Consider the following 24897-nt stretch of genomic DNA (forward strand, 5'->3'; position numbering starts at 1 on the left):
GCGGAAGTTATGATAGAACCATGACCCAAGTTCTGACCGTATCCTGCAAGCTCAAGGTGTCCCAGTCGCAGGCCGCCAAATTGGACGCGACTTTGGAGGCTTTTGGCCAAGCCTTGAACTGGGTCAACCAGAACACGCCGGAGAAAGTCGCCAACGCCGTTAAGCTCCAGTCTCTATGCTACCGCGAAATCCGTGCCCGGTTCGGCTTATCCAGTAACTTGGCTCAGCAGGTCTGCAGGCGGCTGGCCGGCGCCCGTAAAGTTGCCCGACAGAAAAACCGCCCCGTCAAAGCGTTCAAGGGTGGCTTCGCTACCTACGACGCTCGTATCTTTTCGTTCCGCGAGAAAGACTGGACGGTGTCGCTGACCACGGTGGAGGGTCGAGAGCGCTTTGAGCTGGCGATTGGCCGTTACCAGAGAGAACGGCTGGCAGGCTCCAATCCCAAATCTGCCACTCTGGTCAAGCGCAAAGACGGTTTCTACTCCATTCAAATCTGTGTGGAAACGGAACCGTGCCCACCGCAAGGCACGGATAGAGTGCTGGGCGTGGATTTGGGAAGGACGGATATTGCTCATACATCGGAAGGAGATAACTGGAATGGACAGCAGTTGAACAAAGTCCGAGACCATCACTCGCGGTTGAGGGCGGTACTTCAACGCAAAGCCAGTAAGGGCACCCGCAGTTCGCGGCGCAGATGCCGTCAACTGTTGCAACGGCTGTCTGGCAAGGAGAGACGCTTTCAAGTGTGGGTCAATCATCGCATCTCCAAAGCTATTGTCTCTAGGGCAAAGGCGACAAACAGCGCTATTGCTCTGGAAGACTTGACAGGGATCCGGGAAAGAGTCAATCAACAACCCCGCAGCAAAGCCGAGCGGCGCAGGGCCAACAGTTGGGCGTTCTACCAACTACGTCAGTTTCTGGAATACAAGGCGAGGGTTGCAGGGGTTTCTCTGATTCTTGTGCCGCCTGCTTACACGTCGCAGACCTGTCACCGGTGCTTACACATCCACCCTGAGCAGGGCAAGTCCTACCGCAGTGGCAAGTCGTTCAAGTGTGGGCACTGTGGATGGGAAGGGGATGCGGATTTGAATGGTGCGAATGTGATTGCGCTTTTGGGGGCTGTCGTAAACCAGCCTAGAGGTTCGGGCCTGTTTTGTTCTCTGGTAGAGCAGAGCAGGCTCAGGGCTACTGAAAGCCCGCTCCGTACCGCTTTAGCGGTCGGAGTCGGGTAGTTTACTTTGCAAAGTGGCCCAATCCTGGAGACCCAGCGCCTCACTCCTCCTCGTCGTCATCCTCCTCTAGCTCGTCGAAGGCAGGGGTGGAATCGTCGATCAATTGATCATCTTCCAAGATCAAACGAGGCGGCAGCTCCGGCAACACCGCAGGCTCTTCCTCCTCTTCGTCAGGCTCCGGCTCGGCGGCAATCTCCTCGTAGGTGGTGAAGCCCGTGCCTGCCGGGATCAAGCGCCCGATGATTACGTTTTCCTTCAAGCCGCGCAGCCAGTCGGATTTGCCCTCGATGGCCGCCTCAGTCAGCACGCGGGTGGTTTCCTGGAAGCTGGCCGCTGAGATGAAGCTGTCGGTATTCAAGCTGGCCTTGGTGATCCCCAGCAGGACGGGCGTGTATTTGGCCGGCGCTCCTCCAGTAATGGCCATGGTGGCATTGATCTGCTGGATTTCCCGCAACTCCACCAGCTCCCCCGGCAGCAGGATGGTGTCGCCACCATCATCCACCCGCACCTTGGAGGTCATCTGGCGCACCACGATCTCAATGTGTTTGTCGGAGATCTCCACCCCCTGGGAGCGGTAGACGTTCTGCACTTCGTTGACAAAGAAGCGCTGCACCTCCCGCAGAGCCAACCGTGCGGCTTGGTCATCTCCCAAGGTTTGGCGATGGTACTCGTAGTAGATCTCCAAGAGGTCGTGGGGGTTGGCAGGGCCATCGGTTAGGGGATCCCCCACCCCCACCGGCTGTCCATCTACCACAATCAAGCTCTGCCCCGGCAGCACAGGATAGTCTCTAACCGTGCCATCGGCTTCGATGACCTTGAGATCTGGCTCTTCTCCCCGCCAGCTCAGTTGAACGGTGCCGGGCCGCTTGGCCAGAACACACATTTCCTTGGGCTTGCGGGCCTCCAGCAGCTCCTCAATCCGCGGCAGACCCTGGATGATGTCCCCTGTCTTGGCCCGCTCAAACACCAGGAGGGCCAGGGAATCCCCCCGCTGCACCAGATCGCCATCTCGTACCTGCAGGATGGCACCCGCAGAAACCAAGTAGGGCCGCGCCATCCGCAACAGGACTTGGCCGTCCGTTATCTGCATCACCTGTCCTGACTGTGGAGAAGGGATCCCGGGAGCAAGCTCGTCCCCAGCCCGCACCAGCGCCCCCACTTCCACATTGGCTGGGCCCGTCAGGGGCACCTGCACCAGATCGTCGTCGGTAATCACCAGCACCCGCCGTACCACCTCCGCTCCCTCGCGGATTCCTTGGACGATCCCGGCCTTTTTGGCTTGGATTTCGGTGCGGGCGATAACATCTCCGCTGGCGATGGAGTCTCCTTCCTTCACCAACAGCCGCGTGTGGGTACTCCCCTGCGTCAGATCCGCTTCCACGTCGCGGCGCAGCAACAGGGTTTCCAGAATCACCAGTTGCAGGCGGCGAATATCTGGATCCTTCTCATCTTGGATCAGCTCGATATCGGCCTTCAGTTGTGGGGCGTCGGTATCGATTTCCAGCACCAGTTGGGTGCGTAGGAGTTCTACAGGGCCTACTGACTTCACCCGCTCCCCATCTTTGAAGGGAACCCGCTGCACCGCCCGCAGACGAATGGAGCGACCGGACTCGCTGGTGGACTCTTGAGTGGGCACCAAGGGCCGGTCGGGGATCTCGTACTCCTGCACCGGACGCAGCAGCAAGCCTGGGCCTTCGGGAGTTTCCACGTGTTCCAGGTAGACCAGTCGGTCGGGAACGATGCTGCTGAGCACCGGTTGCCCGGGCTGGATCAGGGTGCCACTTTTCACTTCCAAGTCGGCGGGGTTGTCCACCAGATGCAGGGATCCCGGCTTGATGACAATCTCCCGCAGAATGTCGTTCTTCTGGATGACTTCGACAACACCGGCATTCTGGCAAAAGATGTCTTTCACCACCTCAGTGCCTGCTTCCACATACTGGCCATCGTCCACGTTCAGCAGGGAGATGTCCTTGTTCACCTCGTGGGTCTCTTCTGGGATCCACAGCAGGGTGCCGCCCTGGATGACTTCGTAACCTTGCTTGGCCTTGCCGCGCCGTGCCACCTCAATGCCGGCGAACTTCACCAAGCCTCCCGTCTGACTGCGGAAGTGGTTGTCGATCAGCTCCGCCACCACCTCATCGTTGCCTACTTTGGTGCCCGGAGTAGCCTTGAGAACAAAGGTCTGCCCACTGGAAGTGTCCAGCAAAAATTGTTCCCGCCCCTGGTGGGATTCCACCCGTACCCGTGCTTCCCGCAACACCACCGAAGCGTTGATGATCTCCACCTCGCGCCCACTTCTGGTGTCGCTGCGCTCCGGTAGCCGCACAATGCCGCCATGCTCCGTCACCAGCGAGGTTTCGGCGATCACATCCCCCGCTTCTACCCGATCCCCGTTTTTCACCACCGGCTCGGCCCCCGGAGGCAGGTTGTACACCTGTCCAGACATCACCCAGATCAATCCCTGCCGCTGGGCAGTGTAGGTGGTGTTACCCTGGCGGTCAGTCTTCTCCTCGATGGGCAGATCGGCAAAGCGAATTTCTCCAGCCAGGTCGGCCACCACCTCTTTCTGGGCTTTCTCGGTGCTCTTACGGCTGGCCTTGGCCAGGGACACCTCTGCAATCAACTGATCCCGCTGCACCTGGGCTCCGTCCCGCACCAGCAGGGTGGATCCCTGAGTCATGTCGAAGGACTCCCGTTGACCGTCTGGGCCTTCCAAGATGATTTGGTTGTTTACCTCCACTTGTAGAGCATCGTCGCCGTGGCGGGTACGGAAGGGGCGGGTGCGCAGATTTTTCGGGAACCGCACCACACCCGCAAAGGGGGCGCGAATTTGGCGGGCCACCTCCCCTGTAAACACGCCTCCCGTGTGGAAGGTGCGCATGGTCAACTGGGTGCCCGGCTCCCCAATCGATTGGGCGGCGATGATCCCGACCGCTTCCCCCAGATCCACCAGGCGGGAGTGGGCCAAGCTCCAGCCATAACACATCCGGCACACGGAGCGGTTGGCTTCACAGGTGAGGGGAGAACGCACCATCACCTGGCGGATGCCAGCCTCTGCAATGGTTCTAGCCAAGTCGTGATCCACTTCTTGGTTGCGGCGGGCGAGGATCTCCTGGGTTTGTGGATGCACCACGTCGCGCGCCAACACTCGGCCCACCAAGCGCTCCTCCAGAGACACCACCACCTTGTCCCCGTCCATCAGGTATTCCAGAAGGATGCCCTGCTCAGTGCCGCAGTCAGATTCCCGCACGATCACATCCTGAGACACGTCCACCAAGCGGCGGGTGAGGTAGCCAGAGTCAGCGGTGCGCAGGGCCGTATCCACCAAGCCCTTGCGGGCCCCATAGGAAGAGATGATGTACTCGGTAACGGTCAGGCCCTCGCGGAAATTGGTTTTGATGGGCAAATCGATGATCTCCCCCTGGGGGTTGGCCATCAGGCCGCGCATGCCCACCAACTGGCGCACCTGGGAGACGTTCCCCCTTGCCCCCGAGTTGGCCATCATGTAAACGGAGTTGAGGGGATCGTTCTGCCGGAAGTTGTTGAGCATCTCCTCTTTGATCTGGTCGTTGATCTGGTTCCAGGTGTCGATCACCTTTTGGTAGCGCTCCACCTCTGTGATTTCTCCACGGGTATAGCGCTCGGTGGCCGCCTCGATCTCGGCTTCCGCTTGTGCCAACAACTGCCGCTTGCTGGGGGGAACGCGCAGATCTTCGACGCTGATGGAGACGGCTGCCTGGGTGGCGTATTTGAAGCCCAGGGTCTTCAGAGCATCCGCCATCTGAGCGGTGCGGGCTGTGCCGTAGCGGGCAAAAGACCAAGCAATTAGGTTGCGCAGCTCTTTTTTGCCAATTTGATAGTTGCGAAAGGGCACAGGGGGCAAAGGGGCGTCGGCTTTGTTGCCGTCGGCAGCCTGCCGCGACAGGCCAGCGGAAAATCGTCCTTTTTCGCTCATGATGCCTCGCTAGAGAGAAGGGGAGAGAAGAGCCGTCCTACGGCAGAGGGTAACTACGCAGACAAAATATCCTGCACGGTCTTGTTAAAAATGATCCGGCCCGGCGTGGTGCGAATGTACTGGCTGATCACGTTGCCGTTTTGATCTTCGCGGATACGGCGGTAGTTGGTGATCTTGAGGCGGATGCCGCCCGCTTCTTCGATAATTTGCGGCTCGGACTCTTTTTCGCCCTTGCCCAACTCCATCGGGCCGTGGTAGCGCACCCAGACCTTGCTGTGCAGGCCGATGGCGCCGCGGTCGTAGGCGATGAGAGCATCTTCCAAGCTGGCGAAGAAGCGATCGCCAATATCTGGCGCGTGGGGGTTGTCCGCCGTCAGGTAGTAGCACCCCAACACCATATCTTGGCTGGGGGTGATGATGGGAGCGCCGGTGGCCGGGGAGAGGATGTTGTTGGTGGCCAGCATCAGCAGGCGAGCTTCCGCCTGAGCTTCCAGAGAAAGGGGCACATGCACAGCCATCTGGTCGCCGTCGAAGTCGGCGTTGAAAGCAGGGCAGACCAAGGGGTGAAGTTGAATCGCCCTTCCCTCCACCAGGATTGGCTCAAAAGCTTGGATCCCCAGGCGGTGCAGGGTGGGGGCACGGTTGAGCAAGACGGGGTGGCCGTCGATCACCTCTTCCAGCACATCCCAAATCTGTGGGTCATTGCTCTGGATCATCTTTTTGGCAGCCTTGATGTTGTTGACAATGCCCCGCTTGATCAATTTGTGGATGACAAAGGGCTGGAACAGCTCGATGGCCATCTCTTTGGGCAGGCCACACTGGTGCATGCGCAGGTTGGGCCCCACCACGATCACCGAACGCCCGGAGTAGTCCACCCGTTTGCCCAACAGGTTTTGCCGGAAGCGCCCCTGTTTGCCCTCGATGATGTCGGAGAGGGACTTGAGGGGACGGTTGTTGGCCCCCGCCACCACGCGCCCCCGCCGACCGTTGTCGATCAGCGCGTCCACCGCCTCCTGGAGCATGCGCTTTTCGTTGCGCACAATAATCTCCGGCGCCATGATCTCCTGCAGCCGGGCCAGGCGGTTGTTGCGGTTGATCACACGACGGTAGAGATCGTTGAGGTCGCTGGTGGCAAAGCGGCCCCCATCCAACTGCACCATGGGACGCAAATCCGGCGGGATCACCGGCAGCACCCGCAACACCATCCACTCCGGACGGGATCCGGTGGCAATGAAGTTGTCGATCACCCGCAGCCGCTTGATCAGGCGTGCCCGCTTTTGGCCGCGAGCAGTGGTGATCTCCTCCCGCAGTTGCTCCGCCTCTTTTTCCAGGTCGATATCCTTGAGCAGGCGCTCGATGGCCTCCGCCCCGATCATCGCCCAGTTCTCCGGCAGTTGCAGTTCGGATCCCTCCTCGTACATCTGATCTTCGATCTCGAGGAATTGATCCTCCGTCAACAGTTGCTTGTAAGAGAGATTCTGGGCATTGCCCGGATCCACCACTACGTAGGCGTTGAAGTACACCACTTGCTCCACATCCCGCAGCGGCATGTCCAACAGCGTGGCAATGTGGCTGGGGATCCCTTTCAAATACCAAACGTGGGTGACGGGGGCAGCCAACTTGATGTAGCCCATGCGGTGGCGGCGCACCCGCGACTCGGTCACCTCCACCCCACAGCGCTCGCAGACGATCCCCCGATGCCGTACCCGCTTGTACTTGCCGCAGTGGCATTCCCAGTCTTTGGCCGGCCCAAAGATGCGCTCACAGAAAAGACCATCCATCTCCGGCTTGAGGGTGCGGTAATTGATGGTCTCAGGCTTGGTGACTTCCCCCACCACTTGACCATTCGGCAGGGTGCGCTGGCCCCATTCCATGATCCGTTCTGGAGAAGCCAAGCCGATTTTGACATAGTCAAAGCGTTGCTCTGTTTTGGCCATCGCCGTTTTCCTCCTGGCTTGCTGAACCCAAAGGAGAGGGAAGCCCCACCCTCCTTCGTGGGTTGAAGGGGATCCCCGTCACGTTCGCGTCAGGGGTGGGGAGCGCTCTCAACCCTCAAAAGTCCTCTTCCTCCTCCTCGTCCTCATCTTCCTCAAGGCTGCGGCTGGCATTCGCGTCAGCGGTGCGGAGCACTCTGGTAAAGGCGGGTGATGGCGAGAGATCCTCAGCCGTAACCGATTCATAGGTGGGTCGAGAGGGAGTATGACGGTTGGAGGTATCGGCCATCAGATCCACTTCCACATCGTGGGTTTGCCCTTCGCTGTCCACCTCCACCTTGTGTACCGACACATCCAGGCAGAGGGACTGCAGCTCCCGCACCAGCACCTTGAAGGACTCCGGCGTGCCGGGTCGAGGGATCGGCTTGCCCTTGACAATGGCGTTGAGAGCCTCGTTGCGCCCCACCATGTCGTCGGACTTGACGGTGAGCAACTCCTGCAGGATGTAGGCTGCCCCAAACGCCTCCAAAGCCCACACCTCCATCTCCCCAAAGCGCTGGCCGCCCTGCTGCGCCTTGCCCCCCAGCGGCTGCTGGGTCACCAAAGAATAGGGGCCGGTGGAGCGGGCATGGATCTTGTCGTCCACCAGATGCACCAGCTTCAACATGTAGGCGCGGCCCACCGTAACGGGCTGGTCGAAGGGCTCCCCGGTGCGACCGTCAAACACCTGGATTTTGCCGCAGTACTTGCCTTCCGGGTTGAAGATCCAGTCCTTGCCGGTCTTCTCTCGGGCTTCCCTCAGCTTGGCCTCCACCGTCAGACGGGAGGCTTCTAAACCGTGCATCTCGTCGAAGGGCATCAGCTTGAAGCGCACTCCCAGATGTTCTGCTGCCCAGCCCAGCAGGCACTCGTACACTTGGCCCACGTTCATCCGGGAAGGCACCCCCAAGGGGTTGAGCACCACATCCACCGGTGTGCCGTCCGCTAGGTAGGGCATGTCCTCAATCGGCAAGATGCGGGAGATGATGCCTTTGTTGCCGTGACGGCCCGCGATCTTGTCCCCCACCTGGATTTTGCGCTTGAGGGCAATGTAGACCCGCACCACCATGTTGGCGCCGGGAGGCAGCTCATCCCCCTGTTCGCGGGTAAAGATGCGTACATCCACCACCCGACCGCGCTCGCCGTTGGGCACCCGCAGCGAGTTGTCCCGCACATCCCGAGCCTTTTCCCCGAAAATGGCCCGCAATAGCCGCTCTTCTGGGGGCTGATCCGACTCCCCTTTGGGGGTGACTTTGCCCACCAAAATGTCGCCGGCCTCCACCCAAGCCCCAATGCGCACAATGCCGTTCTCATCCAGGTCGCGCAGGGCATCTTCCCCCACGTTGGGGATCTCGCGGGTGATCTCTTCCGGGCCCAGTTTGGTTTGCCGGGCCTCGATCTCATGCTTCTCGATGTGTACCGAGGTGAAGACATCGTCGTAGACCAGCCGCTCGCTGATCAAGATGGCATCTTCGTAGTTGTAGCCCTCCCAGGGCATGTAGGCCACCAACACGTTTTGGCCCAAAGCCAACTCGCCCCCTTCGGTCGCCGGGCCATCCGCCAGCACCTGGCCAGCCACCACCCGATCCCCCGTATAGACAAGGGGACGCTGGTTGAGGCAGGTGTCTTGGTTGGAGCGCTGGTATTTCTGCAGGCGATAGACAATTGGATCCCCGCCGTCATCTGGCCGAACCACGATTTCGTCGGCGGAAACGTAGGTCACCACGCCATTGGTGCGCGACACCACCACCATGCCGGAGTCGCGTGCCGCCTGGGCTTCCAGGCCAGTGCCCACATAGGGCCGATCCGGCTTGAGCAGGGGCACCGCCTGCCGCTGCATGTTTGCTCCCATCAAGGCACGGTTGGCGTCATCGTGCTCCAGGAAGGGGATCAAGGAGGTGGCCACCGAGATGACCTGCACCGGCGCCACTTGGACGTAGTGCACTTCTGTGGGGTGGGCGGTGGTGAACTCTTGGCGGTAGCGCACCGGCACCAAGTCGGCAGTGATGCGGCCTTCGGCATCCACCGGCACATCCCCCGGGGCTACGCGGTACTCGTCCTCTTCATCGGCAGTGAGGTAGACCATGCCCAGATCTTTGCGCACCACGCCGTTCTCGACCCGGTAATAGGGGCTTTCGATAAAGCCGTACTGGTTGACGCGGGCGTGGGTGGCCAGGGATCCAATCAACCCGGCGTTGGGGCCTTCTGGAGTTTCGATGGGGCAGATGCGGCCGTAGTGGCTGGGGTGGATATCCCGCACCGCAAAGCCGGCCCGTTCCCGACTTAGGCCGCCGGGGCCCAGGGCAGATAACCGGCGCTTGTGGGTCAGCTCCGCCAGGGGATTGGTCTGATCCATGAACTGGGAGAGCTGGCTGGAGCCGAAGAACTCCTTAATGGCCGCCACCAAGGGTTTGGGGTTGACCAAAGAGGCCGGGGTGAGGTTTTCCGACTCGGAGACTGTCATCCGTTCTCGGATGATCCGCTCCAGGCGATTTAGGCCCACCCGCACCTGGTTTTGCAGCAGCTCGCCCACGGAGCGCACGCGGCGGTTGCCCAGGTGGTCGATGTCGTCCACATGGCCGATGTCGTACTCCAAATTGATCAGGTAGTCGATGACGGCCAAAATGTCGGTGACGGTAAGCACCCGCACACTTTCGGCTACGTTCAAATTTAACTTTTTGTTCAGCTTGTAGCGCCCTACCCGGCCCAAATCGTAGCGTTTGGGGTCGAAGAAGCGGGATTCCAGCAACTGCTGGCCACCCGATACGGTGGGGGGTTCCCCGGGCCGCAACTTGCGGTACAGCTCCATTAGGGCTTCTTCTTCGGTGTAGGGCCCCTCTTTCTCCATGGTTTTCTGGAAGAATTCGGGGTGGCGCAGGTTGTCGTAAATCTCGGAGTCGCTCAGGCCCAAGGCTTTCAGCAGAACTGCCGCCGAGAGCTTGCGGGTTTTGTCGATGCGCACCCACACCAGGCCGTTTTTGTCGGTCTCGAACTTCAGCCAGGCACCGCGGTTGGGGATGAGGCTGGCGCTGTAGGTGCGACGCCCGTTTTTGTCCAGCTCCGATTTGTAATAGACGCCGGGGCTGCGCACAATTTGGTTGACGATCACCCGCTCGGCGCCGTTGATGATGAAGGTGCCCCGATCCGTCATCAAGGGCAGTTCGCCGATGAAGACGTCCATGTCTTTGATCTCGCCGGTCTCTTTGTTGATCAGGCGAGTGGGCACCCGGATCTGCGCTTGGTAGGTGGCATCCCGCCGCTTGGCCTCCTCAGGGTCGTAGCGGGGGCGGTTGATCTTGTACCCTTTGGAGGGATCCCCAGGGCGATATTCAGGCAGGAAGTGCAGCTCTAGCTTACCAGTGTAATCGATGATGGGGGAAAAGCTGAGAAGCTCCTCTTCAAACCCTTCTCGCAAAAACCACAAGAAACTCTCCCGCTGAATCTCCACCAGGTCAGGAAAGGTAGGAGCGACAGGGGATGGCACTGCTAATTGTGTCATGCGTTGCTCGGGAGGGGTCGCGCTGCAGTCAGGCCTTCCATTATAGAAACCCCGCCAACGATCGTCAACGAACGTTACAAAGGTCGAGGGGCTGTCCGGATCCCTTGAGGGCGCACCTGGAAAATCTCGGCAAAACCGCTGGGGATCCCCTTTTGGCTGCCGGGGCAGGGGCGGTTTCCGCCATGCCTTAAGGATTGTTCACATCCATTCACACTCAAGCAGATTATTCTAATCTTTAACCGTTTTTGCGGATCATCCGCTGCTCCAGCTCGGATTTCCGGTCAACCTTGGGGATCGGAGGGGTGGTTCTGACAGGCTCAGCCGGTCGCCAGGGTGGACGCAGCGCCGGTCTTTGTCGCTTTTGAGATGCACGCTGTTGATGCAGGCTAGGGGGCAAGACGCGGAGCCATCAATCATGAGAAAGGATCGGGAATGGGTTTACAAAGCTTCTCAGGCTGGGGGAACCTCGGGATGGCTTGCGGGTGATCTGCGGGTGATCTAATGAAGCACAGTTTGTTGGCGAGGAGGGTTTTGTGAGTCAAAGTCAGAACAATCAGAATAAAAAAAGTGATCTGTATAACCGGGACCACAGCTTGTCGGCCCAGTTGCGAGAGGGCACCAAGCAGTCCCACACCATGGCCGAGAACATGGTGTTTATCAAGTGTTTCCTGAAGGGAGTGGTGGATAAACGGGCCTACAGCCGCTACGTGGGCAATTTCTACTTTGTCTACAGTGCTCTGGAAGAGGGCTTTGCCCAACTGCGAGAGCACCCGCTGGTGGGCCGGTTCTACTACCCGGAGCTGTGGCGCAAGACCAGCCTGGAGAAGGACTTGAATTATTTTATCGGCCCCAATTGGCGCGCTGTGGTCAAGCCCTCCCCTGCCTGCCAGGTCTATGTCAACCGCATCCGAGAAGTGGTGGAAAAAGATCCACTTCTCCTGATCGCCCACGCCTACACCCGCTACATCGGCGACCTGTCGGGCGGTCAAATCCTCAAAAACATTGCCCGCCGGGCCATGGGCTTGCCGCAGGGGGAAGGAACGGCCTTCTACGATTTCGAGCAGATCCCTCACGAGGGCAAGTTCAAGCAGCGCTACCGTGCCCAGATGGATGCATTGGGGCTGGATCAAGCCACCATCGACCGCATTGTGGCAGAGGCCAATTATGCCTTCAAGCTGAACATGGACTTGTTTAGGGAGTTGGAGGGGAATTGGCTGTTGTCGATGGCCCGCTTGGCCTGGAATTCGCTGCTCAGCCAGTTTCAACGCAAGCCCGCCCGTTCTGAGGCAGCCGCTCCCAGCTCCTAAAATCCGGATTCCAGAGGGCAGTGAGGCGATGGGTTCTGCTGCCTATCTCCCCTCTCCCTCTGGGAGAAGAGCCGGGGGTGAGGATCAGTCACATTCAAGAGTGTCGCGGGTGGCCCGACCGGTTACAGGGTTAACGCCGGTGGCCCGTTCGCAAAGGATGGAGAGGGCGTCTTGCCGTATCAACGCATTGGTGAAATCGGCCCCATCAATTTGGATCCCTTCGACTCGGGCCAGCCACATCATGCTGTCCTGCAGTTGCGCTTCTCGCAGATCCGCACCCTGTAAGTTGGCCATGTCCAAAGTGGCCCCCCGCAGGTCGGCCCCGCGCAAGTTGGCTTTGCTGAGATTGGCCCCGAATAGGTTCGCCCCTGCCGCCTTCACGTGGCTGAGATCGCTTTGGCGCAGGTTGGCCTTGAGAAACTTCCAGCCGCTCAGGTCTTGCCCTGCAAAGCTCACCCCCTGCAGATCTCGTTTGGTGTAGTCCTCTGCCTGGGCCGGGGATCCCAGCGGAGTAACCCCCAGGCAGAGTATCAGCCCGCAAAGCACCATCCCCCGCAGGAAACGGCTCAGCCAAGACCGCCTCGCCAGAACCGAAGCCAGCCAAGCAACAGACATCGTGGATCCCTCCCTCAAGGAAACCTCCATGGCTTGGGAATTGCTTCTGGTTTTATCTTACCGGATGGAGATCCCGCCGGCAGATTGGGCTATCATGAACTACCCCACCGCATAGGCGGATGGGGTTTCTGATGCCCCATTCGCTTGACGGTGAAGTTTCTGTCTCTTCCTCTGCCCCAGGTGCTTCATAGCCCCGCAGGACTTTGAAGTAGAGCTGAAGCATCCAAGACTCACGAGGCCGGTTCCCAACCCCGGTTGCCGATTAGTGGCAACGTTGTACATCACCATCACCGAGCCCCGATCCCTCGGGATTTCAAACCCACAAGCCGAGCAGACATGATAGCGGTTGCTCAAGTCCGCCCACTCCTTGTGGACTGCCCCACATTGGGGACAGCGTTGGCTCGGTTTGAGGGTCTGAGTGGGAAGCATGAGAACTAAACCCCCTTTCTGCTCGATTTTGTAGGTAATCATTCGGTTGAGGGTACCAAACCCCACCGACAGAATAGACTTGTTTAGCCCTGCCTTGCGCTTCCCACCCTTGCGGGTCATCCCTTTGACATGCAGCTTCTCCGTTACGCCGACGTCATAACGACAAGCTATCTCTGACGTAACTTTGTGTTGCCAGTCTTTGCGCTGACGGGCAACTTTGGCTTTGAGTTGCGCTTCCCGCCGGTGGATTTTCTTCCACCTTCTGGAAGCCTTGACACCCTTCTTCGGAGCGCGCTTTCTCCGCTTCAACTTGGCAAGCTCGCGTATCTTCTCCTCACTCCGCTGGGTAAAGCGGGGATTAGTAATCTCCCGAAACTCCGCCCCGTCAAACAACGTCAGGGCGGTCTCTGTACCCAAGTCATAGGCAACGATGGACTCATATCGCAAATCCGACTGCGACCCAAACTTAGGCTCTGGTATGGCAACCGCAACCGTAAACGAAGCGAACCACTGCCGCCGGGACGGCTTGTAGACAAGGGTCAGCGTTGTTGGCACGCCCCAATGCTTGGCTTGACCGCGCATTTTCAGGGTAATGCCCAAGTCATTGAGTGTGACCGTGCCATGCTTCCCCGTGCTGTTGACCTTCCACCCCGACCGAGCAGGATACGTCCAGCCCGAATACCGGCGAATGGACTTGAACCTCGGCTTCCTACTCAGTCCTCGAAAGAACCGTTGGTAAGCATAATCCACCCGCTTGACGGTAGCTTGCAGGGCTTGGGAGTTCAGTTGGGCAAACTCCACCCACACCTGCTTGAATTTGGGGAGTAGGTTCTGCTGTTCCAGGTAGGTCACCGTTCGGAGGTGGAGCTTGTACTCGGTTTCCCGGTGGCTGACACAGGCGTTGTAGAGGTAGCAGTGCAGACGACGAGCCTCGAGCAAAGCCTTTTCCTGAGCTTTGCTGGGATACAGTCGAAAGGTCTGCCTTCTGGTTGCCATATGCGTTATCCTACCCCCACCTGTCCCAGTTCTGAGTGCTCCACAAATCCAGTGGTGCTATCCATCCCCACCCTACAGAGGGTGGGGAATTCCGCGCGTTTTGTTAAAGTCTTCTACAGACCAGATCCGCGATTGGCGAGGGGGCGACAGGGATCCATGTCCGAGATCGAGGTCTTCGATGCGGAGCAGTTGGCCGGGCTGATCGAGGGTCTGGCAGAGGCGATCGGCAGGGATCACCCCCACCCCCAAAAGTTGACGTTGATCGGCATTCGCACCCGGGGAGTTCCCCTGGCCTACCGCCTGCGGGATCGGATTGCCACTCTGCTGGGGATCCCGCCCCAAGTGGGGGAGCTGGACATCACTTTTTTCCGCGACGATTTGAGCGCTGGCGGGTTGCGCACCCCCGATCGCAGCGAAATGCCGCGTGACCTAACCGGCCAAGAGGTGGTGCTGGTAGATGATGTGATCTTTCGCGGTCGCACCGTCCGGGCGGCTTTGGAGGCTCTAAACCACTTTGGGCGACCGGAACGGGTGCGATTGGCGGTGTTGATCGACCGGGGTCACCGGCAGTTCCCCATCCAGCCCGATTACTGCGGTTGTCAGCTTTCCACAGAACCGGAGCAAATGGTGAGAGTCCATCTGCGGGAAACCGATGCAGAAGAGCGGGTGCTGTTGATAGACAAAACAGCAAAGATTAAACCCTGAGCCAGCGCTGGGGTGCGGTATTTGGGGTGCGGTATTTTAGGGATGACCTGCCGAAACTCACTGCCATGTCTTGGTTGCCGGAAACCCGCCGCTACGCTGTTTTGGGCACGGGCGCTTTGGGAGGATTTTATGGGGCGAAATTGCAACAGGCGGGCTTTTCGGTGCATTTTCTGCTGCACAGCGACTATGACCATGTTCGCCAAAGCGGCCTCTGGGTGCAGTCCTGCTGGGGGGATTTTCATTTGCCCCAGGTGAATGCCTACGCAGCCGTGGAGGACATGCCCGCTTGCGAAGGGGTGATCGTGGCTTTGAAAGCCACCCAAAATGCGCTTCTGCCGCACTTGATCCCGCCTGTGTTGGCCGAGAATGGCGTGGTGATCTTGTTGCAAAATGGGCTGGGGGTGGAGCCCGAGATTGCCGATTGCGTTGGCCCAGAACGGGTGATGGGGGGCCTCTGTTTCGTCAGCTCCAATAAGGTTGGCCCCGGCCACATTCACCATCTGGATTACGGTTCGGTGCTGCTGGCAGAATACGGCCCTGGCTATGCCCCCCAAGGGATTACGCCCCGCCTTCAACAAGTTCAAGCCGATTTTCAACGGGCAGGGATCCCGACTTCGCTCTCTCCAGATTTGATGTTGGCCCGCTGGCAGAAGTTGGTCTGGAATATTCCCTTCAACGGCCTCTCGGTGGTGTTCAATGCCGATACTCAGCAAATGATTCGAGACCCTGAGGCCCGTGCTTTGGCGGAAACGCTGATGCAGGAGGTGATACAGGGAGCTGCAGCTTGTGATCGCCTGCTTCCCGACTCCCTGATCCAAGAAATGCTCACCAATACCGAGAAAATGGCCCCCTACCGCACCAGCATGAAAATCGACTATGAGCGCAAACGTCCTCTAGAACTGCAGGTGATCTTCGGCAACCCCCTGCAGTACGCTCGACAAGCTGGGATCCATCTGCCACGGGTTGAAATGCTCTACCGACAGTTGCAGGTGTTGGATCGCCTGAATCGAGGGATCCCTGGGGAGCAGCAGGCTTAAGTTTTTCAAGATCCGGCGGAGCGATCCCAGGGCTGGAGCAGGCTTTCTCCTTTGCTTGCGGGTAGACTGAGCCGCAGTCGTGTACTGTTGCTCTGGCTTTATGCCGCTGGGATCCACCCACGATCGCATTACCCTCTGGACGGCCCCCAGCATCACCTTAGCCGCCGGCTTGTTGGGGAACAGCACCACAGTTGCTCTGGCTGTGGGATCCGCCTATCTGTTCAGCGGCCTGATGTTTTCTGGAGATCTGGACACCTGTTCCCGACAGTATCAACGCTGGCTGTTCTTGCGCTGGATTTGGCTGCCCTACCGCAAGTGGATGCGGCATCGCTCCTTTTGGTCTCATGGGCCGATTGTGGGCACCGCCGTGCGGGTACTGTACTTGAGCCTATGGGCAGGAGGAGCTGGCCTGCTGGGGGCTTGGCTGGGATCCCGGTTGGGCTGGTGGATGTGGCAACCCTGGGTGTGGGGCAGCGATCTCTGGCAATTGCTGCAAGTTCACGCCGAGATGCTCTTTTGGATTGGGATGGGGTTGGAACTGGGATCGGTGAACCACAGCCTAAGCGACTGGATGGTCTCCCGCTGGAAACGCTGGCGCAGAAAACGCCGTCAGGTTCGATCTCCTGCCAGGCGACTCAGCTATCGTGGCTAGGGATCCATTGGGCCAAGGTTTGATTTTTCGCCCGCCACGGCATTTGAATGGCAGTGAGGTTACCTACTGTTCCGCAACGCGTAGTCATTTATCTCACCGTCAAGGTGAAACAAACGACCGGTTGCTTCCTGCTAAGGCCTCCGGCCCGCTACGCGAGCAGTTGAAATAGAGGGTAATAAGAACCACGACTGCTATCAGCCCCTCACCCCCCCTTGAACCTGTGCTGTGCCCACAACTCCGCGACCTATCCTCTCAAGAGGGCTGAAACTGCAAATCTTGGCCAATTACCCTTTAGCCCAGGTACTCTGCTTGTGGCCATTTCGATTCAAACTGGGACACTGCACCCATACCTAAAGCCTTGAATACAGGGAATCAGAAGGCTCTCCTCAGTAGCCCAAGCGTCTCACCCTAACTTGAAACGACTACTTGAAGCAGTTTTGTCAAGAACATTTCCTCTTACGTTGGCTAGGTATTGCAATTTAATCTCAATAAAGCTATGCTGTTACTCAGTTGAGTGGTGGAGTCATATCCATCAGTCTTCCTCTCTTGTCTTGGATGCGGCAGGGATCCTGTGCTGGCAGAGCTGGCCATCTGCGTCAGCAGGGATCCCTTTTTCTCCTCTCCAAGGCTAAGCAAGGTTCTGTGCTAATGAGAGTCAGAATCAGTTGATAGAGAGATTTTTTGCTTGCTCATGTCAATCTGTGGAGGTGGCAGTGTAAAGGAGCAACAGCGGCTGAGGGTTATGGCTTTGGAAGGGGGCAATCTGGCTTCGGGAACCGGAAGACAAGACCGAATACAAAGATTGCTGCTCTAGTTTCCTTTGCAAACTTGTCAGAAGCTAAGGAAAAAGACCAACCTTTTGGGACAAACTGTCTGTCCTATGTCTTGTTTTGTCGTTCAAAAATTTATGTTGGGCTCAAGAGAAACTCTAGAAAAAAGTTGAATCAGGTGGAAGAATCAGTTAGAATCTAGCTGGCGTTAACGCTAACCGCGACGAAGAGACTGGAGGGAGGAAAGCCTAACAGCCTCTCTCCTTTTTTCTGTAGGGGTTACCCTCACTCTCAAACCCCATCTCATGAGAAGGGAGGAAGACCAAATACCCTATGACTTGAAATAGCAGCATTTTCATTAACTTTTGTTTTACTCTCTATGCCAAACTTGATACTAAGCTAAAGAGTTGCTCCTCGATCTTGTAACCATTGGACAGCCAGCCTGTGTTGGCGTTTTTGTGCATAGGCTAAGGGGGTATGCCCATCTTCATTGCGAGGGTTTAGTTCGGCTCCATTTTCCAGCAAAAGCTCCAGGATTTCGATGTGTCCTTCCCAAGCAGCCCAGTGCATCGGTGTCGCCCCGAATCGGTTGCGCGCATTCACATTGGCCCCGTACAAGAGCAGAAAGCGAGCGATGCCCAAATCCCCTCGGGTGGCGGCTTCATGCAGAGGGGTTCGGCCTGTTTCGTCAGTGGCATCCACCGGCGCTCCCTTGGATAGTAGGCGGGCCAGAATGCTTTTTCGACCGGTGGCTGTGGCCCAGTGGAGAACACGACCGGTGTTGGCTCCCTTTTGGATGAGCAGACCGATTACTTCTACCTGATCGGTTAAAGCAGCCCGATGGAGAGGGGTATAGCCATGGTTATCTGGGAGATTGATATCACTGCCTGCCCTCAAGAGACGCTCCACCAGCTTGACCTGACCCCTGGCGGCAGCCAAATGGAGAGGGGTAGCACCTGTGGGATCTAAGGCATTGGGGGAGGCGCCATATACTAAGAGCAAGTCCAGCAGTCCCAGATGGCCAAGGAGTGTCGCTTTGTGAAGCAAGGTCATTCCCTGAGCATCGACAGCATTTACATCTTCCCCCCGCTGCAAATGGGCCAATAATTGTTTTAGATCTCGATTGGCAAGAGCTTGATGAAGCGCTTCACTCATAACAGATAGAAATAAAAAAGCCAAGTTGCAATGAAGTTGGGCAACAGGAAGGGATCCTCGATAGGCCGGAATGGAGGCTCCAAACAACTTGGGCAAAGTCTAACACTGGATCCCTGCTGCTGAGGGAAGCGGGAGAACCAAGCGCTTGGTGGGATCCCTTAGTCAAGCCGGGGCTACAGGGGTAGACTAGAGCTGGTTTTCGGTCAAGTCTTTTCCCGCTCCCTTGACTTCGCCACTGTTTATGGATTACTACGCGATCCTGAACCTATCTCCTGCAGCGGACATTGAAGAGATTAAACAGGCGTTTCGACGGTTGGCGCGGCAGTTTCACCCTGATGTGGCAGGGGAGGGATCCCGAGAGCGTTTCCAACAAATCCACCAAGCCTACCAAGTGCTGAGCGACCCTGAGCAGCGGCGGCGCTACGATGCACAACGTCAATCTGCACAACGTCAATCTCCACCCAGCTCTCCTGCTGCCGGCGAAAGGCGGGTGGTCATTCGCAGCATAGGCCCCTCATCGGCAGAGCAGCCCAATCCGGAAGGGCTCAAGGAGGGGATTGCCCGCGTCAAGGCAGCCTGGCGGGAGCGGAAGTTGCCCACGGCGGTGGCCCAGGCGGAGGCGCTGCTGAAACGGTTTCCCAACTCCAGCGAGGCCATCCACATCTTGGCGTTGGCCTACCAGCGCTTCGGCAACCATTTGATCTACGAGGGGCGCTATCAGCAGGCGGAAGCCTACTTGAGAAAAGCTTTGGCCACGGAGCCGCACAACCGAGAATTGGCCTTTGAAATCAAGCGAGATTTAGCCCGTCTGGGCATTCGGGAGGGATCCCGCTAACTTGCCTGCGTTGGGATCCCCAACGTCTGAGCTGCCCACTGCCGGAGTTGTTGGCGGTTGACTTTGCCCTGAGGGTTGCGTGGGATCCCGGTACACCACAGCCAGTGCTTCGGATGCTTGAAGGGACTCAGTTGGCGGCTTAGGTGTTGCTTCAGGTGCATCTCCAGCTCTTTGGGGATTGCCGGGATCCCTGTTTTGGGGACGACCACCGCCACCACCTGCTGCCCCCATTCGGCATCCGGTAGGCCCAACACGCACACATCTTCCACCCAGCCGCTGGCTCGGATCTCCCCTTCCACTTCTGCAGCCATCACCTTTTCCCCGCCGGTTAGGATTAGGTCATCGGCTCGACCTAACCAATAGAGGGATCCCTGTCGGTCTAGATAGCCCAAATCGCCGGGGGTAAAGCCTTGCTGTTGCCCTTCGCGCAAGCGGTGCGTAGCACTTAGGTGCGGGTAGTAGCCCAGTGCCAGCGACTCTGCCTGAATGTGAATGTAGCCCACAGCATGGCTGGGCAGGGGATCCCCTTTTTCGCTGCGGATCTGGAGCGTGGCGTGGGGCAGAGGCCGACCCAGACTGTCGCTCCCTTGCCAAAAGGCTTCTGGCAGTAACGTACACACCTGGGAGGCGGTCTCGGTCATACCGTAGGTGAGGGCAAGGGGAAGGTGAAGTTGCCGGGCCTGTTGCCGCAAGCTGGGCCAGGTGGGGCCACCGCCGACCAAAATGGCCCGAAATTGGCGCAGGCTCTCCAAAACTCCCGGATGGGCGCTGAGCAGCAGCCGTTGCAACTGAGTGGGCACCAGCGATAGAAAGCTCCCCGGCAAAGGGGGATCCCAAGCCTTGGCCTGCTGTTGCCGTTTCCAATCCCAGACAACCCACTGCCCACCGCTCAGCCAGGAGCGGACTGCCTGCATCAAGCCGCTGACGTGGTACAAGGGCAGAAGGCAATAGCTGTGTACAGGCCCAACGGCAAAGTGCTGTTGGTGGGCTTTTGCCGAGGCACTGAGGGTCAGCCAAGAGTGCAGGGCCCATTTCACTTGGCCGCCGGAGCCACCGGTGGGGATGCCGATCAACGGCCAATGGGAGCTGGGCAAAACTTCCCGCAACTCTCGAAGGCGCGGATTCAAGGGGGCGGGATCCCCTTCCAGCCGTCCCTGTCGCCACCACCAGCCGGATCCCATATCCGCCAAAGCCTGTCCCCATTCCCGTTCTCCCCAGTGGGGATTACCCAGGAACAGCGGGATCCCCAAGCGTTGGCAGGTCAAAACTGCCGCCCACACCTGCACTGGATGCGAGTCCGCCACCAGCAGGGGAACGGCCTTGTCTGCCAAAGGGCGCAGTTGCTCTTCCAGTTTGGACAGGCACTGATACATTTACGCTGAACACTGCTGAACATCACTGTTCAACTATGCAGCGATAGCATTCTGTTTGTTTCCAAACAGAATGGCGGTATCCCGCAAAGCTTTGAGTAGAATACCCAAAGCGCAGTTTCCGTGTCGTCTTACTACCAATTTTCTGCTTTGCTTTGGCTACCATGTTGGCAGACTCGAAAGTAAACAGAAAGATCAACTGGTAGTAATCCGTACTGAACATATTATACATTATTTTCAGTATAGTTGAGCTTATTATTGACTAGAGTCATGCTCCTTCAAGTCTCCGCCATCCCCGGACAAGACAATTGACCTCATGGGCTATGGGTATGCCATCTCAACGGCTTCGCGGATCCCCTGCATAGTATTCGAGGATGCCCGCTCAATTCCCTTGACAGGAAAGGGTGAGGATGGGTTTGGGCTTGGCTTATCATGATCTAGGTTTGAACTGGGAGGTCTGTGTTGTGATCGAGCCGATTTTGTTGGGGATCGTCTTGGGCATGGTGGTGGTCACCTTGGCGGGCTTATTCGTGGCAGCCTACAGGCAGTATCAACGCAGCAACAAGATCGGCCTGTAGGAGCAGCCTTTGGGGGGGTTGGAGAAAACCCATAGGGGAGAGAGAGATTGAGGTGGCATGGCAATGCACTGGCTGCGCACAGTCGCTGCTTTGCGGGAGCAGGTAGCCAATTGGCGGGGATCCACAGTTGGCTTGGTGCCCACGATGGGATCCCTGCATGAGGGCCATCTCAGCCTAATCCGCCGCTGCCGGCAAGAGTGTGACCACACGGTGGTCAGCATTTTCGTCAATCCGCTGCAATTTGGCCCCAACGAAGACTGGGATCGCTATCCCCGCGACGAGGAGGGGGATCGGGCCTTGTGCGAGGCAGCAGATGTAGATGTGGTGTTTGCGCCCGACCCGGAGGAGATGGGAGCCGACCCCGCAACCGGAAGCGACCGCACCTGGGTCATGCCCCCCGAATCCCTTCTGCAGACCCTCTGCGCCCCCCACCGACCTGGCCACTTTCGCGGTGTAGCCACCATTGTGCTGCAACTGCTGAACCTGGTGCAGCCGCAGCGGGCCTACTTCGGCCAAAAAGACGCCCAGCAACTGGCGATCATTCAGCGTTTGGTTCGGGATCTGCAAATACCCACCACGATTGTTCCCTGCCCCACGGTGCGAGAAGCCGATGGCCTCGCCTGTAGCTCCCGCAACCGCTACCTTTCTGCTGCTGAACGACAGGTGGCCGCCGGGCTATACCGGGCCTTGCGTCGAGGATATGACCATTGGCGGGCCGGGGATCCCTCAGCAGAAGGGATCCTTGCCGCCGCCCGTGCTGAGCTGGAGCATACCCCAGAGCTGCAACTGCAGTACCTGGAATTGGTGGATCCCCAAACGCTACAGCCGCTGCCTCGGGTGGAAGACAAGGGCCTGCTGGCCATTGCTGCCTATGTGGGGCAGACTCGCCTGATCGACAACCTGCTCCTTTCCCCAGAGCAAGGGGATCCCTCGCCGGAGAGAGTCCAGCATGCGGCACCGCCCTCTTCCGGCACGACCTCTCCCCCGCGTCGCCCGCTGATTGCCATCGACGGCCCGGCTGGAGCCGGAAAATCCACCGTGGCGCGGGCAGTAGCCGCCCAGCTGCAGCTTTTGTACTTGGACACGGGGGCCATGTATCGAGCCATCACCTGGCTGGCACTGCAACGGGGGATCCCTTTGGACGATGCCGAGCAACTCACCCAACTGGCCGCCCAAACCCAGCTCACCCTGCAGAGCGGCACCTCTTCGACAGAGCCGACCCGCATCTGGGCCGATGGCGAAGAAATTACCCAGGCCATTCGCTCTCCGGAAGTGACCCGCTGGGTCTCTCACGTGGCGGCAGTGCCGGGAGTACGCCAGGAGCTGGTGAAGCGGCAACGCAGTATTGGCCGGGATGGCGGTGCTGTCTTGGAGGGGCGGGATATCGGCACCCACGTCTTTCCTGATGCAGAGCTGAAGGTTTTCTTGACCGCTTCTGTTGGGGAGCGGGCGCAGCGTCGGCAACACCAACTCCAAGCTCAAGGGCAAATGGTACCCCTTGAAGAATTGAAGGCGCAAATCGAGCAGCGGGATCGCCGCGACAGCGAACGGCTGATTTCTCCTTTGCGGCCTGCCCCCGATGCCATCTTGATCGACACAGATCACCTGAGCCAATCCGAGGTGGAAGACAAAATTGTAACGTTGTACCGGCAGCTTTTGGAGCGATCTGGCCCGGCCCGTTTAGATCAGTAGCTTTGACTCAATCAAGACTAAATCAACGGGACAAGTCAGATTTCCGCATGATTTTCAGGGAGCTGGCCGGTTTGAACAGCTTGATCCCTCTCTCATTTCTCATTGAAGATTTTCGTTGAAGATGCAGTTGATGAGGGGGCACGGATGCCGAGCTATGGGTTGAGTGATGAACTTTGGCAAAACCACCGAGGTGTTGAGGTGCCGGAGGGGATCCCGTTGATGATGGAAATAGGCCGACCCGCTTTTCTCTCGATGAGCCAATGCTACCTGTATCCCGTTCCGCCGTCGCGAACGGAGCGCTATGGTTAATGTCTTTCTCTTGGCCTTTCTGCTGCTCCTCTCAGGAGCTTGCTCTGGGGCCGAAACCGCCATCACGGCCATGGACAACCTGCGCCTGGAATCTCTGATCGAAGAGCAAGGGGATCCGCAGGGCTTGTATCGACTGGCCCAACAACAGCGCTCGCGGCTGATCACCACCCTGTTGCTGGTGAACAACTTTGTCAACATCGGCATTGCTGCTCTGGCCACAACCCTCTCTATTGAACTGTTGGGAACCCAGATTGGAGCTTTGGCCGCCACCGTGCCCACCACAATTGTGGTGCTCCTCTTTGGAGAAGTAGCCCCAAAGTCCTTGGCGGTGAGCCATCCGCTAGGGGTGTTCCGCTGGGTGGTGCGGCCTGTTCATGTCCTATCGGTGCTGCTGCGCCCTTTTAGCGACGCTTTTGAGTGGGTTGTCAGCAGGCTCTTCAATCTATTGGAATTCTCCCCCCTGACGGCCACCGCTTCTCTCAAGGATTTGGAGCTGCTGATCGATGTGTTGGGGCAGCGGGGGCTGCTGGATTGGCAAAAACGGCGGCTGTTCCGCGGTGCCTTGGCTTTGGACTTACTCCAAGCGCGGGATGTGGCCAAGCCCAGAGTCAAGATGGAGACCATCTCCCACGACAAAACACTGCAGGATGTGGTGAAGCTCTGTTTGGAAACGGGCTACTCCCGCATCCCCGTACAGGGAGAATCCAAGGATGAGATCGTCGGCATCATCCACCTCAAGCAAGCCCTGCGCCATCTGGATCGAAAAGGCAATGCCGAAGTGACCCAGGCGATGGCACCGCCTTTTTTTGTGCCGGACACCAAGCGGGTCAGCTTGTTGCTCAAGGAAATGCTGCGCTCTCGCCAACACCTGGGGATTGTGGTGGATGAGTTTGGCGGCACCACCGGCCTGATCACGCTGGAGGACATTTTGGAGGAGCTGGTGGGCGATATTTACGACGAGAGCGACCTCTCCCCCCTGCTGCTGCAGCGGCAGCGGCGACCAGGTGGAGCTTCTACCTCCCCTGGCTGAGAACAGGAGCAAGGGGATCATCCCCTCTCTAAGTCCTAGCTGGCTCTGGAGGGATCCGTCTCCGCGGCTGTTGGGTTTTCGTGCGCGCCGGGAGTGAGCTCCCCAAAGCCGGCCTCGACGGGATAGCGGGCCACAAAAAAGATCCAGAAGCTGTGGATCCCTAGCCCCAAAGCCCACCAGCCCAACAGGGGCACCAGCCACGGCCAATCCGCGCGGTACAGTTGCTGAAAAAACACCAGCCCAGACCCGCTACAGAGGAAAACAGACAGGTGGGCGGCATAGGTATAGCGATCATCCAGCTTGCGAAATTCGGGATCCCGACGGGAGGGCTTCCGGGGCCAGCGAGGCGGCATGGCAAAACCATCCAGTTAAAACCTTCTCCAGTGTAGAACAGCCGTCGGCGGGGATCCCTGAGACTGGGGATCGACATTTCTGCTGCGGAACCCCAGTTTCAACGCCCGTTTGCCCAGCCAGTACACCAGCAAACCCATCAGCAGCACTGCCAGCCAAGGGGCCAGCACCGCCACCACCGCCAGCAGCAGAGAAGTGACGTCTTCACCGGTGGCCAACAGCGGGTTGCCCAGCCCCCCTGTGTGGTGGTAGAGGTCACCAGTGTGGCACAAAAATGCGAAACTGAGGCCCAACCCCCAAAAAATGGCCGGTATGCCCTTCATATCCTCAGCGTTGATGGGAGTGCTGATACATTCACGCTGAACTCTCCTGAACATGGTTCAGGAAAGAAGCGATCGCATCCTGCC

Annotated in this window: 19 protein-coding genes; 10 read left to right on the plus strand and 9 right to left on the minus strand. The window is 58.4% G+C overall.

Translation table 11 applies throughout. From position 1 onward, the window contains the following. Positions 1–20 precede the first annotated feature (20 nt). The gene (locus ACVW0C_RS02130) at positions 21–1232 is read left to right on the plus strand and encodes an RNA-guided endonuclease InsQ/TnpB family protein (protein ID WP_457384185.1); all 1212 of its coding nucleotides are present in this window, start codon (positions 21–23) and stop codon (positions 1230–1232) included. A gap of 40 nt (positions 1233–1272) precedes the next feature. Here ACVW0C_RS02130 and ACVW0C_RS02135 read toward each other — a convergent pair whose 3' ends face one another. The 3 genes from ACVW0C_RS02135 to rpoB all read right to left on the minus strand — a co-directional run bounded on the left by ACVW0C_RS02135 (position 1273) and on the right by rpoB (position 10659). Then, positions 1273–5187, minus strand: a complete 3915-nt coding sequence (locus ACVW0C_RS02135) for a DNA-directed RNA polymerase subunit beta' (RefSeq protein WP_457384186.1) — start codon at positions 5185–5187, stop codon at positions 1273–1275. 53 nt (positions 5188–5240) lie between these two features. Beyond that, positions 5241–7124 carry a DNA-directed RNA polymerase subunit gamma gene (locus tag ACVW0C_RS02140; RefSeq protein WP_414406799.1) on the minus strand — a complete coding sequence of 628 codons (1884 nt, stop codon included), beginning with the start codon at positions 7122–7124 and terminating at the stop codon, positions 5241–5243. Positions 7125–7239: 115 nt separating this feature from the next. Beyond that, positions 7240–10659 carry a DNA-directed RNA polymerase subunit beta gene (gene rpoB / locus ACVW0C_RS02145; RefSeq protein ID WP_457384187.1) on the minus strand — a complete coding sequence of 1140 codons (3420 nt, stop codon included), beginning with the start codon at positions 10657–10659 and terminating at the stop codon, positions 7240–7242. Positions 10660–11252: 593 nt separating this feature from the next. On the opposite strand from rpoB, the gene ACVW0C_RS02150 reads away from it, so the two are divergent. Further along, positions 11253–11966: a biliverdin-producing heme oxygenase gene (locus ACVW0C_RS02150; protein WP_457384188.1), complete on the plus strand. Its 714-nt coding sequence runs from the start codon at positions 11253–11255 to the stop codon at positions 11964–11966. A gap of 84 nt (positions 11967–12050) precedes the next feature. Here the strand turns inward: ACVW0C_RS02150 and ACVW0C_RS02155 are convergent, their stop codons facing one another. Together ACVW0C_RS02155 and ACVW0C_RS02160 are read right to left on the minus strand one after the other, a co-directional pair. After that, on the minus strand, positions 12051–12581 hold the full coding sequence (locus ACVW0C_RS02155) for a pentapeptide repeat-containing protein (RefSeq protein WP_414356737.1): 531 nt from the start codon (positions 12579–12581) through the stop codon (positions 12051–12053). A gap of 99 nt (positions 12582–12680) precedes the next feature. Then, positions 12681–14006, minus strand: a complete 1326-nt coding sequence (locus tag ACVW0C_RS02160) for an RNA-guided endonuclease InsQ/TnpB family protein (protein WP_457384189.1) — start codon at positions 14004–14006, stop codon at positions 12681–12683. A 156-nt stretch (positions 14007–14162) separates the two neighbouring features. Between ACVW0C_RS02160 and pyrR the strand changes: the two genes are divergently transcribed. The 3 genes from pyrR (at position 14163) to ACVW0C_RS02175 (ending at position 16400) form a co-directional block, all read left to right on the plus strand. After that, positions 14163–14711 (plus strand): bifunctional pyr operon transcriptional regulator/uracil phosphoribosyltransferase PyrR, encoded by a 549-nt coding sequence (gene pyrR / locus ACVW0C_RS02165; protein WP_457384190.1) that lies wholly within the window; start codon positions 14163–14165, stop codon positions 14709–14711. Positions 14712–14776: 65 nt separating this feature from the next. Continuing rightward, complete coding sequence (locus tag ACVW0C_RS02170) at positions 14777–15748, plus strand: putative 2-dehydropantoate 2-reductase (protein ID WP_457384271.1); 972 nt, start codon at positions 14777–14779, stop codon at positions 15746–15748. 79 nt (positions 15749–15827) lie between these two features. Beyond that, entirely contained in the window at positions 15828–16400 is a 573-nt protein-coding gene (locus tag ACVW0C_RS02175; RefSeq protein WP_457384191.1) for a metal-binding protein, read from the plus strand. A 1169-nt stretch (positions 16401–17569) separates the two neighbouring features. Here ACVW0C_RS02175 and ACVW0C_RS02180 read toward each other — a convergent pair. Further along, positions 17570–18325 (minus strand): ankyrin repeat domain-containing protein, encoded by a 756-nt coding sequence (locus ACVW0C_RS02180; RefSeq protein ID WP_457384192.1) that lies wholly within the window; start codon positions 18323–18325, stop codon positions 17570–17572. A 241-nt stretch (positions 18326–18566) separates the two neighbouring features. Between ACVW0C_RS02180 and ACVW0C_RS02185 the strand changes: the two genes are divergently transcribed. Continuing rightward, positions 18567–19160: a J domain-containing protein gene (locus tag ACVW0C_RS02185; protein WP_011433991.1), complete on the plus strand. Its 594-nt coding sequence runs from the start codon at positions 18567–18569 to the stop codon at positions 19158–19160. Here the strand turns inward: ACVW0C_RS02185 and ACVW0C_RS02190 are convergent. Continuing rightward, positions 19157–20533: a 2-succinylbenzoate--CoA ligase gene (locus ACVW0C_RS02190; protein WP_457384193.1), complete on the minus strand. Its 1377-nt coding sequence runs from the start codon at positions 20531–20533 to the stop codon at positions 19157–19159. The two genes, ACVW0C_RS02185 and ACVW0C_RS02190, sit on opposite strands and share 4 nt — an antisense overlap. Before the next feature lie 461 nt (positions 20534–20994). Between ACVW0C_RS02190 and petG the strand changes: the two genes are divergently transcribed. From petG to ACVW0C_RS02210, 4 genes are all read left to right on the plus strand, one after another. After that, the gene (gene petG / locus ACVW0C_RS02195; protein WP_011433989.1) at positions 20995–21108 is read left to right on the plus strand and encodes a cytochrome b6-f complex subunit V; all 114 of its coding nucleotides are present in this window, start codon (positions 20995–20997) and stop codon (positions 21106–21108) included. A gap of 63 nt (positions 21109–21171) precedes the next feature. Continuing rightward, a complete protein-coding gene (locus ACVW0C_RS02200) occupies positions 21172–22800 on the plus strand; it encodes a bifunctional pantoate--beta-alanine ligase/(d)CMP kinase (protein ID WP_457384272.1) in 1629 nt (542 codons plus the stop codon). A 144-nt stretch (positions 22801–22944) separates the two neighbouring features. Continuing rightward, entirely contained in the window at positions 22945–23109 is a 165-nt protein-coding gene (locus tag ACVW0C_RS02205) for a hypothetical protein (RefSeq protein ID WP_187147237.1), read from the plus strand. Then, the gene (locus ACVW0C_RS02210; protein WP_457384194.1) at positions 23102–24139 is read left to right on the plus strand and encodes a hemolysin family protein; all 1038 of its coding nucleotides are present in this window, start codon (positions 23102–23104) and stop codon (positions 24137–24139) included. Before ACVW0C_RS02205 ends, ACVW0C_RS02210 begins: the two co-directional genes overlap by 8 nt. Positions 24140–24174: 35 nt before the next feature. On the opposite strand, the gene ACVW0C_RS02215 is transcribed toward ACVW0C_RS02210, so the two are convergent. Then, positions 24175–24492, minus strand: coding sequence for a hypothetical protein (locus ACVW0C_RS02215; RefSeq protein WP_011433986.1), 318 nt, complete (start codon positions 24490–24492; stop codon positions 24175–24177). Between the two features lie 15 nt (positions 24493–24507). Next, on the minus strand, positions 24508–24867 hold the full coding sequence (locus ACVW0C_RS02220) for a DUF4126 domain-containing protein (protein ID WP_457384195.1): 360 nt from the start codon (positions 24865–24867) through the stop codon (positions 24508–24510). Positions 24868–24897: the final 30 nt, after the last annotated feature.

The sequence above is a fragment of the Thermostichus sp. OS-CIW-26 genome, assembly GCF_054058395.1.